The sequence below is a fragment of the Niallia sp. NCCP-28 genome (assembly GCF_023168165.1).
GTDB lineage: Bacteria > Bacillota > Bacilli > Bacillales > Cytobacillaceae > Niallia.
Genome location: NZ_BQYJ01000005.1, coordinates 270,577 through 283,574, shown reverse-complemented (window position 1 = coordinate 283,574; position 12,998 = coordinate 270,577). Strand labels below are relative to the sequence as shown.

Below are 12,998 nucleotides of genomic sequence, written 5' to 3'. Positions count from 1 at the left end.
CACTTTATGAAAAAACTTCTTTTTTTTTCATTAGTTAAATTAAAAAACACCATTTTTTTCTAAAAATGTAGTAAAATTTGATATGAAAGGAAAGGTTTTTTTCTTTTATTTTATCATTCTGACTAAGATTAGATAATGCAGGGAAAAAAAGACGATATTTACAAGTTTTCATGATAAAATAATATACAGAATGATATTATCGTTATATTTTTCTACTAATATAACATAATAGACTTAGAAAATTCAGTTTTTTCACTTGAATGTATAAATAAATCGAGAAGCTAACGATATTGTTCGTTGGATAATCAGCATAATTCTCCCTTTTTAAGGGGCCAAGTTTCAAAAAAGCTTTGCATAGACTTACTTAGACATAATTTTTAAAGAGCTTTGATTATTATTAGCTAGAATGCTTGTATAATTTTGATTTCAGGTAATAAAGGTAGGTGACAGCATGGGAAAAATAATTACAGTTGCTAATCAAAAAGGGGGCGTTGGGAAAACGACTACCTCAGTCAATCTTGGCTCTTGTTTAGCATATATCGGAAAAAATGTTCTATTGGTAGATATTGACCCACAAGGAAATGCAACTAGTGGAGTTGGAATTGAAAAAGCAGATGTAGATTATTGTATCTATGATGTTTTGGTGGATGACTTAGATGTAGAAAAAGTATTGAAAAATACAAACGTAGAGAACTTACACGTCATTCCTTCTACTATTCAACTTGCTGGTGCTGAAATTGAGTTAGTCTCCACTATCTCAAGAGAAATAAGATTGAAAAGAGCATTAGAAAAAATAAAAGACAGATATGATTATATTTTAATTGATTGTCCTCCTTCATTAGGGCTATTAACAATTAATGCTCTTACAGCTTCAGATGCTGTATTGATACCTGTACAATGTGAATATTATGCTTTAGAAGGATTAAGCCAGCTTTTAAATACGGTTCGATTAGTTCAAAAACACTTAAATCATGAACTTGCAATTGAAGGTGTATTATTAACTATGCTAGATGCAAGAACAAACTTAGGGCTGCAAGTTATTGAAGAAGTAAAAAAATATTTCCGTGATAAAGTATATAAAACAATTATCCCGAGAAATATTAGATTAAGTGAAGCTCCTAGCCATGGCGAACCTATCATCATTTATGATCCAAAATCACGTGGTGCTGAAGTTTATTTAGATTTGGCAAAGGAAGTGGTAACAAGTGGCTAAAGGACTAGGGAAGGGCCTTGATGCTTTTTTTTCAATGGAAAAGGTAGAACTAGAAAAGGAAGAAGTTATAAAAGAGTTGAGCATAAAAGAACTTCGACCAAACCCTTATCAGCCTAGGCAAGTTTTTGAGAAAGAGGCAATTGAAGAATTAAAGAATTCTATATTAGAGCATGGTATTCTACAGCCAATCATTGTTCGCAAAAGCATTAAAGGATATGAAATTGTTGTAGGTGAGCGAAGATTTCGTGCAGCTAAAGAGGCTAATCTTCATGCTATTCCTGCTATTGTACGTGAATTGTCAGAACAGCAAATGATGGAATTAGCGATACTGGAAAATTTGCAACGAGAAGATTTAACACCTATCGAAGAAGCTAGCGCCTATCAATTGTTAATGAAAAAACTAAAACTTACTCAGGAAGAATTAGCAAAAAGATTAGGAAAAAGCAGACCCCATATCGCCAACCATGTACGATTATTAACATTACCAGTTGAAATTCAAGATCTTATGAGCGATGGGAAAATATCTATGGGGCATGGAAGAACTTTGTTAGGTTTAAAAAATAAAGATAATCTGCCACTGCTTGTAAATAAAATCATTAATGATGGGATAAATGTTCGCCAATTGGAACAGATGATTCAAAGATTAAATGATAATGTTCCACGTGAAACAAAAGAGGAAAAAAAGGAAATAAAAAATGTTTTTATAAAGGAACAAGAATCTTATTTACGAGAAAGATTTGGAACTACCGTTCATATTAAACAATCAAAAAATAAAGGGAAAATTGAGATAGAGTTCTTCTCAGAGGATGATTTGGAAAGACTATTGCAGCTATTTTCCTTAGAGAATGATTGAAAGAAAAGGCTGTTTTCGTATAGATTGTGGCTTTTAAAATCATTAGTCTGCATACACTTCACTAGCGCCGATCCGCTTTGTTTTTTTGCTCCTGTAGGGTCTTGTTTTTCTAGCATTCCCACAGGAGTCTCCGTGTATGCGGGCCACTCGAGATTTACTTCCCCTGTTTTTTTCTTTTAAAAACAACAAACTTTGAGTAAAAAGCCAAAGAAAAAGATGCTTATTTTGCTGTAAGTAATAGAGGAATAATAGGCAAAAAAGAAACCTGAAATAATATGGTTTCTTTTTTTTCTGAAGATAAGCAAGTATTTAATCTTTTACATAGGGCGTTCTTTTAAGGTGTAATCCTTTATTTCTGTAGTGTGCATATAACGCAAACTAGTATGATAGATACCCTTTGAAACTATTTTCGCCATATTTAACACTAAACTTAATCTAGTATTTTGCAATACTAAAAATTCCATGAATCCACTGACATTCACAATGCCTGTAATATGAATATTACCTACAGGAGGAAGTTCTTTATTTACCCCACTTCCAGGTTTAACTGGACCCTCTCCTATTTGAATGGCGCCAACACTTTTCATTCTCCCTAGACAAGCATCTATTCCAATAATAAATGGATTTTCATGAGAAGCTTTTATTTCTTCTAATCTTTCTTCTAAGTTAAGGGCATGTATAGGATCATCTAAAGTTCCATATACACTAAATGGAGCGATATTCTTTTCATTTAGCAAGGTTCCAATAAGTGGACCTAGTGAGTCGCCTGTAGATCGATCCGTACCAATACAAATAAAAACAATGGAATGATTAGAATGGACAGAAGGCAAAAAATTCGCTAAAGAATCTGCTATTCTATAAGAAGCAAGCTGTTCATCATACATGATTCTTGTCGGCAGGTCCCTTTTTTCAAATAGAGAGGAATATATGGTCATTAAATCAACTCCTTTATCTCAGTAAGCATTATAAAAAGTTCGATATGCGGATGGGAAACAATAACAGCGAGTGACTCCTATTAATTGGTAAAAAAATGATTTTTTAATATTCATAGTAATAACAGTATACGGAAATATTATGTAATCTATACATACACAATAATAATAATTTTTAAACAGGGGAAAAGGCTGGGAATGTTACAAGCGAGTATAGAGGTAAGGATTAGTTTATTAAATTACTACAAAGATGAGAAATAAACTGATAAAATGAAATTGTTTTATAAAAAAGTTCTGGCAGTGTGGTAGACTAACTGTTAGAAAAAGACTCGATAGAAATAATTAGGGGATAATTTTATTCGTATACTCTAATGATATAATGGTACAAAGGATGTGAAAAAGTGGATTCAGTTGAAGAGCAAGTTACGGAAAGTGTAGATACATTAACAAATCAAGATATGTGGATCAATTTAGGTCAGACTTCTTTAAAAATAGTTGTTATATTAGTAGTTAGCACTGTTTTAATTAAAATAGGAAAATTAGCGATTAATAATATATTTAAAGTGAGACCTCATGCAGCATTGCGCATATCTGAAAGACGCGAAGCTACTTTAGTAAAATTATTAGAAAATGCGATTACGTATGTTATTTATTTTATCGCAGCAATGACACTTTTATCTATTTTTGGCATTGATGTTAAAGCATTATTAGCTGGTGCTGGTATCGTTGGATTAGCTGTAGGTTTTGGAGCTCAAAGTTTAGTAAAAGATATTATTACCGGATTTTTTATTATTTTTGAAGATCAATTTTCAGTTGGCGATTTTGTTCGGATTGGTGCATTTGAAGGGGTAGTAGAAGAAATAGGACTGCGAACAACAAAGATAAAAAGCTATACTGGAGAAATTAATATTATACCAAATGGTAGTATAATAGAGGTAACAAATTTCTCCCTTAATAATAGTCGTGCGGTAGTCGATGTTAGTATAGCCTATCAAGGTGATATTAATCGGGCAGAACAAGTTATTCAGGAGCTTATTGCAAAAATGCCGGAACAATATGAAGAAATGGTTGGTCCACCTGAATTATTAGGGGTTCAAGATATCTTGGCTGCTGAAGTAGTAATTAGAGTGGTGGCAGAGACATTGCCTATGCAACAGCATTATATAGCAAGAATATTAAGAAAAGAAATAAAAAATGTTTTAGATGAAAATGGAATAGAAAGTCCATACCCGAAATTAGTGATGTATTCTAAACCTGAATAATAACCAATAGGAGGAAATATGGAGCCGAAAGAATTTTCAATAAATGATGTAGTAGAAATGAAAAAGGCACACCCATGTGGGACAAATCGTTGGAAAGTCATTCGAATGGGCATGGATATAAGAATTAAATGTGAAGGATGCGGCCATAGTGTTTTAATACCAAGAAGGGATTTTGCAAGGAAAATGAAAAAAATTCTTGTGAAACACGATGAGTAATTTTTAAGCAATTCTAAATCATGGTAATATACTTCAGGCAAACAGAAATAAAGTGGAAAAACTTTATTTCTGTTTGCCTTTTTTATGCAAATTGCCGCATTAGGATGGCTACTTGTCTTTTTTTGTAGATAAAACTATAATTGTTAGAGGTTTAGAAACAATAACTTAATACTTTTACTGTACGTAAATTAAAAGGTTTATATAGGAGAGTGACAATATGGCATTAACTGCTGGAATAGTAGGATTACCTAATGTTGGAAAATCAACATTGTTTAATGCAATTACACAAGCGGGTGCTGAATCAGCAAACTACCCGTTTTGTACAATAGATCCAAATGTTGGAATTGTGGAAGTTCCAGATCAACGTTTAACAAAATTAACTGAATTGGTTCAACCAAAAAAAACAGTGCCAACAACTTTTGAGTTTACAGATATTGCGGGTATTGTTAAAGGCGCGAGTAAAGGGGAAGGATTAGGGAATAAATTTTTATCCCATATTCGAGAAGTAGATGCAATTTGCCAAGTTGTTCGTTGCTTCGCAGATGATAATATTACCCATGTATCAGGAAAAGTAGACCCTATTTCGGATATAGAAACAATAAATTTAGAGCTAATTCTGGCAGACTTAGAATCTGTTGAAAAAAGAATTGGCCGTGTTGGTAAAATGGCGAAACAAAAAGATAAAGATGCAATGGCAGAGTTAGAAATTTTAGAAATGCTAAAAGCAGCATTTGAGGAAGAAAAACCTGCAAGGGCAGTAGAATTTACAGAAGAACAAGCGAAATTAGCTAGAAGTTTACATTTATTAACAATTAAACCAGTGTTATATGTAGCAAATGTTGGGGAAGACGAAATTTCTGATGCTGAAAATAATGAGTATGTAAAACGTGTAAAAGAATTTGCGGCAAATGAAAATGCTGAAGTTATTGTTATTTGTGCAAAAATTGAAGAAGAAATTGCAGAGCTTGAAGGGGAAGAAAAAGAAATGTTTCTTCAAGAATTAGGAATTGAAGAATCAGGATTAGATCAATTGATTCGTGCTGCATATCATCTGCTTGGATTAGCTACTTATTTCACAGCAGGGGTACAAGAAGTTCGTGCATGGACTTTTGTTCAAGGAATGAAGGCTCCTCAATGTGCTGGAATTATCCACTCTGATTTTGAAAGAGGATTCATTCGTGCTGAAACAGTATCTTATGATGATTTATTAGCTAGCGGAAATATGGTAGCAGCAAAAGAGGCTGGAAAAGTAAGACTGGAAGGGAAAGAGTACATCGTAAAAGATGGAGATATTATTCACTTCCGCTTTAATGTTTAATATTCAAATAAGATAAAACTCTCTTTAGCATCCTTATCATGATAAGGATGCTAAAGATGTTTAGCTGCTTTTTTATAAAATATGAACTAGTATAAAAATAAACGTATGATGGATCTATCTCTAGTTCAAGGGAACATTAAAGTTGCAATTTTAGCTGTTATATACGATTAAGCATTTTAAAGAAATAAATTCATTTTTTAATATGTATTTATTTTATTTGACTGCTTCATTGCTAATTATACTTTTCTATGCTATAATCTAATCTTGTGAGTAATGTTAATTGCTCCTTGCCCAAATTGGGCCGTTTAGACCAAAAGGAGGTGAAAGAGATGAAAAAGTACGAAATTATGTACATCATCCGTCCAAACATTGAAGATGAAGCTAAAAAGGCTCTAGTTGAGCGTTTTAATGGTATTCTTACTGAAAATGGTGCGGAACTAGCTGAAGCAAAAGAGTGGGGTAAACGTCGCCTTGCATACGAAATCAATGATTTCCGCGATGGTTACTACCAATTAGTAAAAGTTAACGCTACACCAGTAGCAGTTGAAGAATTTTCTCGTTTAGCAAAGATCAGCGAAGATATCATTCGCCACATTGTTGTTAAAGATGAAGCTAAATAATTAATATAAATTTATTGTGTTTCACGTGAAACATATTTGACTAGAAGGGAGTTGATACTGATGATGAATCGTGTCGTTCTTGTTGGCCGTTTGACAAAAGATCCGGAATTGCGTTATACACCGAATGGGGTTGCTGTAGCATCTTTTACACTGGCAGTGAATCGTACCTTTACGAATCAGCAAGGAGAAAGAGAAGCAGATTTCATTAATTGTGTTATTTGGAGAAAACCAGCTGAAAATGTTGCTAATTTCTTGAAAAAAGGAAGTTTAGCAGGAGTAGATGGAAGAATTCAAACACGCAGTTATGAAGGACAAGATGGAAAACGAGTTTATGTAACAGAAATTCTAGCTGAAAGTGTTCAATTTCTTGAACCTAGAAATAGTTCTGGCAACAATAGAAATGACAACACGAATTATGGTGCTCCAAGAGAACAAGATAATCCTTTTGGGTCTAATAATTATCAGAATCAGCGACCTCAAAATAATCGCAGCAATCAGGACTATACGAGAATGGATGAAGACCCATTTGCAAATAGCGGCCAGATCGATATTTCAGATGATGACTTGCCATTCTAAATAGAACTAAACATTTTAATAAAAAAGGAGGGAAATCACATGGCAATGGGAGCACGCAGAGGCGGACGTGCAAAACGTCGTAAAGTTTGTTTTTTCACAGCTAACGGCATTTCGCACATCGACTACAAAGATGTAGATCTTCTTAAAAAATTCATCTCAGAACGCGGTAAAATTTTACCTCGTCGTGTAACTGGTACAAGCGCTAAATATCAACGTAAATTAACGATTGCTATTAAACGTTCACGTACTATGGCTTTACTACCTTACGTAACTGGTGAATAATAAAGATTAAAGCACTCATTTTAATAATGAGTGCTTTTTTATATTGGATCTTAAAGTTTATCACGCATTAACGGGCTTTTGTCCCCGTGTAAGAGAAAACGGGAAATCTAGGTGGGGAGAAACTTGCCTATAAAAGCCTGATTGAAGTTTCACTTTATTGTTTGGCATTGCAATGACCATAATCTTCTTATTTTTCCATAGTAACTCATCACTTGAAATCTTCTTTAAAAACTATGTCATAATGGATGCCGCAATTCCTCATAATATTTAAGAATATAGGGAACAGATATAAGTAATTATTAAAATTAATATAACTTTATTAGGCATCAATCATTAGCTAAGGCATATTTGAAGAATATATCTCCCAAAACTACATAAAACCTTATGGAACATCAAGTTCTAGAGGTAAAGCCTAAAAAAAAATCAATAATAGTAATTCTTTATTATTCTATAAGAAAGGAATGATTGAACGAGTTGTAATTAGATAGTAGAATGTTTATATACAGAGGGGAAGGTGGAAATGAGAAAAACAAGAATAATTACAGAAGGTGCTGTACTTTTAGCTATTTATGCTGTTTTTTTATTAATTACACTCTATATACCAATTCTCAATAATGTAACTACCTTTTTTTTAGTGCTTCCATTTATTTTATTTCGTGGAAGGTTTGACAGAAAAGCAAGCGGTCTATTTTTTATAGCAGCTATTTTCATTTCATTTATAGTCGGGTCGTTACATGCACTGCCATTGACTTTCATGTATGGAATCACAGGATTAGTTCTTGGCGATTACATCATTAGGAAAAAAAGCCGGGTTCAGCTGTTGTTAGTAGCCTCCTTTTCATTTTTTATCACTATTGCGCTTTCTTATTGGATATCTGTATTTTTCCTGCAAATAGATTACATAAAAGAGTTATTTAAAGTGATGGAAGAAGGATTAGAACAAAGCAAGCCAATAATTAAAGCAATAGATCCAAAAAAGGGAGAAGAAACTTTGGATCAATTCCAAGTTGCGGTAGAATTAATGAAAAAAATGATTCCAACCATAGCTATTATAGGATCTATTGTAAATATATTTATTATACAGGCTATTGCTATTCCTATTATCAAAAGATTTGGGATAAAGGCAGAGCCGTGGCAGCCAATTAGAATGTGGAGATTGCCCCGTGTTATTTTATGGATTTTTCTTGGATTAATTATATTATCATTTGTTTCAATAGAAAAAGATACACTTGCCTATACGGTATTTCTTAATGCTTTTTACATACTGCAGCTGTTGATTATGGTACAAGGTATATCTTTTCTCTTTTTTATTTTCTTTCAATATAAATTGCCAAAGGGAATTGCTATTGTATTAACTATTTTCATGTTAATTAATCCAACCTTTTCTTTTTTGCTTAGGGTGTTAGGAGTAATTGATATAGGGACAAATTGGAGAGAATTCTTTAGAAAAGCAACTGATTAAGGGTATAGATATTAAAACAGACAATATTAGGAGTTGAAGAAATTGCCTACGTTTTTAGAAAAAGGGTCTATTAGATATCCGTTAATTGGCTTAATGGGAATTACGATGATCCTTCTTGGTCTCCTCTCCTATTATAATTGGATCTTTTCTCTATTAGGCCTGCTATTTTCCTTTATTCCTTTTTATCTCATTTTAAGGATAGATATCAAAAATAGAAAAGAAACAGAAAAGTATATAACGACTCTTTCTTATCGAGTAAAAAAGGTTGGAGAAGAAGCGCTGATGGAAATGCCAATAGGGATAATGCTGATTAATGATGAGTATTATATTGAGTGGACAAATCCCTTTTTAGCTTCATGCTTTACAGAGGATACGTTAGTTGGAAGGTCATTATATGATGTAGCATCATCAGTCATACCATTAATCAAACAAGAAGTAGAGACGGAAATTATTACATTGCATGAACGGAAATTTCGAGTGATTCATAAAAGAGAAGAAAGGCTTCTATACTTTTTTGATGTAACAGAACAAACGGAGATAGAGAAGCTGTACGAAGATGAACGGACAGCTATAGCTATTATATTCTTAGATAATTATGATGATCTAACCCAAGGCATGGATGACCAGACAAGAAGCAGTTTAAACAATAGTGTGACGTCTCTTTTAAATAAATGGGCAACAGATAGCGGCGTCCTGCTAAAAAGAATTTCTTCTGATCGATTTATAGCTATATTTAATGAACATATTCTTCAGCAATTAGAAAAAGGAAAGTTTACCATTTTGGATGAAGTAAGAGAATTGACATCTAAACAAAATGTCTCCCTTACACTAAGCGTCGGGGTCGGTTCAGGGGTTTCCTCATTACCAGAACTTGGAACAATTGCTCAGTCTAGTCTTGACTTGGCATTAGGGCGAGGAGGAGACCAAGTTGCCATTAAACAAACAAATGGTAAGGTGAAATTCTATGGCGGGAAAACAAATCCAGTTGAAAAAAGAACAAGAGTTAGAGCGAGAGTAATTTCACATGCCTTAAAAGAGCTGATTCTTGAAAGTGATAAGGTAATCATTATGGGACACAAAAATCCCGATATGGATGCAATAGGGGCTTCTATAGGGATTCAGAAAGTGGCACAAATGAATCAAAAAGAGGGATATATTGTTGTTAATTTTCAAGAAATAGATACTGGTGTAAGAAGATTGGTTGATGAAATAAAAAAACAAGGGAATTTATTTGAAAGATTTATTACACCAGATCAGGCTTTAGAGATGGCAACAGAAGATACTTTGTTAGTGATTGTAGATACGCATAAACCTTCTCTTGTAATTGATGACAGACTGCTTCAGAAAATTGAAGATGTTGTTGTAATCGATCATCATAGAAGAGCAGAAGAATTTGTGGAGAATCCATTACTTGTTTATATGGAACCATATGCATCCTCTACTGCTGAACTTGTTACTGAATTACTAGAATATCAGCCGAAAAATGTTAAAATTGAGATGTTAGAGGCAACAGCATTGCTTGCAGGCATTATTGTAGATACCAAAAGTTTCACGCTGCGAACAGGTGCAAGAACGTTTGATGCAGCTTCTTATCTCCGTGGTCAAGGTGCAGATACTGTACTTGTACAAAAATTTTTAAAAGAAGACATTGATAGTTATGTAAAAAGAGCAAAATTAATTGAAAATGTAAAATTTTATAAGCCTGGTATTGCTATAGCCTCAGCAATAAATAATGATATTTATGATGGCGTGCTAATTGCCCAAACTGCTGATACACTTTTAACAATGGATGGAGTTATAGCAAGTTTTGTCATTTCCCATAGAAGTGAGGGGATCATCAGCATAAGCGCCCGTTCCCTTGGTGATATAAATGTCCAGCTGATTATGGAAAGCCTAGAAGGTGGAGGCCATCTAACAAATGCTGCGACACAGATTGCTAATGCATCCATTAAAGAAGTGAATATAAGGCTGCAAAATGCTATTGATGAATATTTTGAAGGGAGAAATAAAGAATGAAAGTAATTTTTCTAAAAGATGTTAAAGGTAAAGGAAAAAAAGGGGAAGTGAAAAATGTAGCAGATGGATATGCTAATAATTTCCTTTTGAAACAAGGTTTGGCTGTGGAAGCAAATACGAGTGCAGTCAGCACATTAAATGCACAAAAGAAAAAAGAAGAAAAACAAGCAATTGAGGAGCTAAATGAAGCAAAAAAACTAAAAGAAGTAATAGAAAAAATTACTGTGGAGCTGAATGCCAAGTCTGGAGAAGGCGGCAGATTGTTTGGCTCTATTACAAGTAAACAAATTGCAGAAGAGCTAAATAAAAAGCATCAAATTAAAATAGATAAACGCAAAATTGAAATGAATGATGCAATACGTTCATTAGGTTATACAAAAGTTCCGGTAAAGCTTCATCAAGAAGTAACAGCAACACTAAATGTACATGTAAAAGAATTAAGCTAATATTGGAAGTTCCATTTATAAAAAAAAATGTTAAAATAGGATAAGTCCGATAAAATGTGATACAGTTCTAGCTGATCACATTTTTTTATTTCATTTTATAACTATCATTCTTTTAAAATAACAATTTATTAAATGTATCATAGATGAATAATAATGAACCTTTCCCTACTTAAAAGGAGGTTTCTAGATGAGTGAAATGATGACAGATAGAGTCCCGCCACAAAATATTGAAGCAGAGCAGGCTGTTCTTGGGGCAATTTTTCTTGAGCCGCAAAGTTTAACGTTAGCATCAGAAATTCTTATTCCAGAGGATTTTTACCGTGGTGCACATCAACGCATCTATTCTGTAATGCTGAAATTAAGCGACCAAGGAAAAGCTGTTGACTTGATTACAGTAACGGAAGAATTAGCAGCAGGCAATAACTTAGAAGATACAGGCGGTGTCAGCTATTTAAGTGAGCTTGCGGGGTCTGTCCCTACTGCTGCCAATATAGAATACTATGCAAAAATTGTAGAAGAAAAATCATTGCTTCGCCGATTAATTCGAACAGCAACAGATATAGCTCAAGATGGATTTACACGTGAAGATGAAGTAGAAGTATTGCTTAGTGAAGCAGAAAAAAGCATTTTGGAAGTTGCACAAAGAAAAAATGCGGGTGCCTTTCATAACATTAAAGATGTATTAGTGCGCACCTATGATAATATCGAAGAAATGCACAATCGAAGCGGAGATATAACAGGAATTGCCACAGGGTTTGAGGAATTGGATAAAATGACTGCTGGATTTCAGCGCAATGATTTAATCATTGTTGGAGCACGTCCCTCTGTTGGTAAAACAGCATTTGCTTTGAATATTGCACAAAATGTTGCAGTGAAAACACAAGAAAATGTAGCGATATTCAGTCTAGAGATGGGAGCTGAGCAGCTTGTCATGCGTATGCTTTGTGCAGAAGGCAATATTGATGCGCAACGTCTTCGTACAGGTTCATTAACAGATGAAGATTGGGGCAAGCTTACCATGGCAATGGGAAGCTTATCCAATGCAGGTATTTTTATTGATGATACACCTGGTGTTAAAATTACAGATATTCGCTCTAAATGCCGTCGTTTAAAACAAGAGCATGGGCTTGGGATGATTTTAATCGATTATCTGCAATTGATCCTGGGAAGCGGAAGATCTGGCGAAAATAGACAACAGGAAGTTTCTGAAATTTCTCGTTCATTAAAAGCATTAGCCAGAGAATTGCAAGTTCCTGTTATTGCTCTTTCTCAGCTTTCCCGTGGCGTGGAACAGCGTCAAGATAAACGGCCAATGATGTCTGATATTCGTGAATCAGGAAGTATTGAGCAGGATGCGGATATTGTAGCGTTCTTATACCGTGATGATTATTATGACAAAGAGTCAGAAAGCAAAAATATTATTGAAATAATTATTGCCAAACAACGTAATGGTCCAACAGGAACAGTACAGCTCGCTTTTGTAAAAGAGTACAATAAATTTGTGAATTTAGAGCGGCGTTTTGATGATTCTGGAATGCCGCCTGGTGCATAAGAGCGACAGCAATATACAACAATAAGAATAGAAGTTGGAGGGGGCCGTAAGTTGATTATTTTGCTTACAGTCCCCCTTTTTTTCTATTAATAAAAGCGATACACTGTAGTTTTTACTAGTTTAATAATGTTTCACGAACATAAAATATATTATTTATTTTCATTGTTCGTGTTTTATTGACTTTTACTACATTAAATTGATAAAATAGGAATGTTTGATTGATTAATAATATAAAAAATGTACAGTAACC

The 12,998-nt window shown here is 33.8% G+C and carries 13 protein-coding genes; 12 read left to right on the top strand and 1 reads right to left on the bottom strand.

Annotated elements, in window-relative coordinates; all coding sequences use genetic code 11:
- Window positions 1-451 precede the first annotated feature (451 nt).
- Together NCCP28_RS16215 and NCCP28_RS16210 are read left to right on the top strand one after the other, a co-directional pair.
- Complete coding sequence (locus NCCP28_RS16215; protein ID WP_101176655.1) at window positions 452-1,213, top strand: ParA family protein; 762 nt, start codon at window positions 452-454, stop codon at window positions 1,211-1,213.
- Entirely contained in the window at window positions 1,206-2,066 is an 861-nt protein-coding gene (locus tag NCCP28_RS16210) for a ParB/RepB/Spo0J family partition protein (RefSeq protein WP_248562460.1), read from the top strand. The genes NCCP28_RS16215 and NCCP28_RS16210 overlap by 8 nt, the downstream gene beginning before the upstream one ends.
- 317 nt (window positions 2,067-2,383) lie before the next feature.
- Here the strand turns inward: NCCP28_RS16210 and yyaC are convergent, their stop codons facing one another.
- Window positions 2,384-3,001 carry a spore protease YyaC gene (gene yyaC / locus NCCP28_RS16205; RefSeq protein WP_248562459.1) on the bottom strand — a complete coding sequence of 206 codons (618 nt, stop codon included), beginning with the start codon at window positions 2,999-3,001 and terminating at the stop codon, window positions 2,384-2,386.
- 398 nt (window positions 3,002-3,399) lie between these two features.
- Here yyaC and NCCP28_RS16200 point away from each other — a divergent pair, with 398 nt between their 5' ends.
- The 10 genes from NCCP28_RS16200 to dnaB all read left to right on the top strand — a co-directional run bounded on the left by NCCP28_RS16200 (window position 3,400) and on the right by dnaB (window position 12,748).
- Window positions 3,400-4,260 carry a mechanosensitive ion channel family protein gene (locus NCCP28_RS16200; RefSeq protein ID WP_248562458.1) on the top strand — a complete coding sequence of 287 codons (861 nt, stop codon included), beginning with the start codon at window positions 3,400-3,402 and terminating at the stop codon, window positions 4,258-4,260.
- Between the two features lie 18 nt (window positions 4,261-4,278).
- The gene (locus NCCP28_RS16195) at window positions 4,279-4,476 is read left to right on the top strand and encodes a DUF951 domain-containing protein (protein ID WP_248562457.1); all 198 of its coding nucleotides are present in this window, start codon (window positions 4,279-4,281) and stop codon (window positions 4,474-4,476) included.
- 217 nt (window positions 4,477-4,693) lie between these two features.
- Entirely contained in the window at window positions 4,694-5,794 is a 1,101-nt protein-coding gene (gene ychF, locus NCCP28_RS16190) for a redox-regulated ATPase YchF (RefSeq protein ID WP_248562456.1), read from the top strand.
- 329 nt (window positions 5,795-6,123) lie between these two features.
- Window positions 6,124-6,414 carry a 30S ribosomal protein S6 gene (gene rpsF, locus NCCP28_RS16185; protein ID WP_248562455.1) on the top strand — a complete coding sequence of 97 codons (291 nt, stop codon included), beginning with the start codon at window positions 6,124-6,126 and terminating at the stop codon, window positions 6,412-6,414.
- A gap of 60 nt (window positions 6,415-6,474) precedes the next feature.
- A complete protein-coding gene (ssb, locus tag NCCP28_RS16180; protein WP_248562454.1) occupies window positions 6,475-6,990 on the top strand; it encodes a single-stranded DNA-binding protein in 516 nt (171 codons plus the stop codon).
- Window positions 6,991-7,035: 45 nt separating this feature from the next.
- A complete protein-coding gene (gene rpsR / locus NCCP28_RS16175) occupies window positions 7,036-7,272 on the top strand; it encodes a 30S ribosomal protein S18 (protein WP_248562487.1) in 237 nt (78 codons plus the stop codon).
- Between the two features lie 520 nt (window positions 7,273-7,792).
- Window positions 7,793-8,734, top strand: coding sequence for a YybS family protein (locus tag NCCP28_RS16170; protein WP_248562453.1), 942 nt, complete (start codon window positions 7,793-7,795; stop codon window positions 8,732-8,734).
- A gap of 42 nt (window positions 8,735-8,776) precedes the next feature.
- Complete coding sequence (locus tag NCCP28_RS16165; RefSeq protein WP_248562452.1) at window positions 8,777-10,750, top strand: DHH family phosphoesterase; 1,974 nt, start codon at window positions 8,777-8,779, stop codon at window positions 10,748-10,750.
- Window positions 10,747-11,196, top strand: a complete 450-nt coding sequence (gene rplI, locus NCCP28_RS16160; RefSeq protein ID WP_248562451.1) for a 50S ribosomal protein L9 — start codon at window positions 10,747-10,749, stop codon at window positions 11,194-11,196. Before NCCP28_RS16165 ends, rplI begins: the two co-directional genes overlap by 4 nt.
- A gap of 187 nt (window positions 11,197-11,383) precedes the next feature.
- A complete protein-coding gene (gene dnaB, locus NCCP28_RS16155) occupies window positions 11,384-12,748 on the top strand; it encodes a replicative DNA helicase (protein ID WP_248562450.1) in 1,365 nt (454 codons plus the stop codon).
- Window positions 12,749-12,998 lie beyond the last annotated feature (250 nt).

Coding starts and splice junctions, on each gene's coding strand:
- NCCP28_RS16215 (WP_101176655.1), top strand. CDS start 452: ATGGGAAAAATAATTACAGTTGCTAATCAAAAAGGGGGCGTTGGGAAA.
- yyaC (WP_248562459.1), bottom strand. CDS start 3,001: ATGACCATATATTCCTCTCTATTTGAAAAAAGGGACCTGCCGACAAGA.
- NCCP28_RS16195 (WP_248562457.1), top strand. CDS start 4,279: ATGGAGCCGAAAGAATTTTCAATAAATGATGTAGTAGAAATGAAAAAG.
- ychF (WP_248562456.1), top strand. CDS start 4,694: ATGGCATTAACTGCTGGAATAGTAGGATTACCTAATGTTGGAAAATCA.
- rpsF (WP_248562455.1), top strand. CDS start 6,124: ATGAAAAAGTACGAAATTATGTACATCATCCGTCCAAACATTGAAGAT.
- ssb (WP_248562454.1), top strand. CDS start 6,475: ATGATGAATCGTGTCGTTCTTGTTGGCCGTTTGACAAAAGATCCGGAA.
- rpsR (WP_248562487.1), top strand. CDS start 7,036: ATGGGAGCACGCAGAGGCGGACGTGCAAAACGTCGTAAAGTTTGTTTT.
- NCCP28_RS16170 (WP_248562453.1), top strand. CDS start 7,793: ATGAGAAAAACAAGAATAATTACAGAAGGTGCTGTACTTTTAGCTATT.
- rplI (WP_248562451.1), top strand. CDS start 10,747: ATGAAAGTAATTTTTCTAAAAGATGTTAAAGGTAAAGGAAAAAAAGGG.
- dnaB (WP_248562450.1), top strand. CDS start 11,384: ATGAGTGAAATGATGACAGATAGAGTCCCGCCACAAAATATTGAAGCA.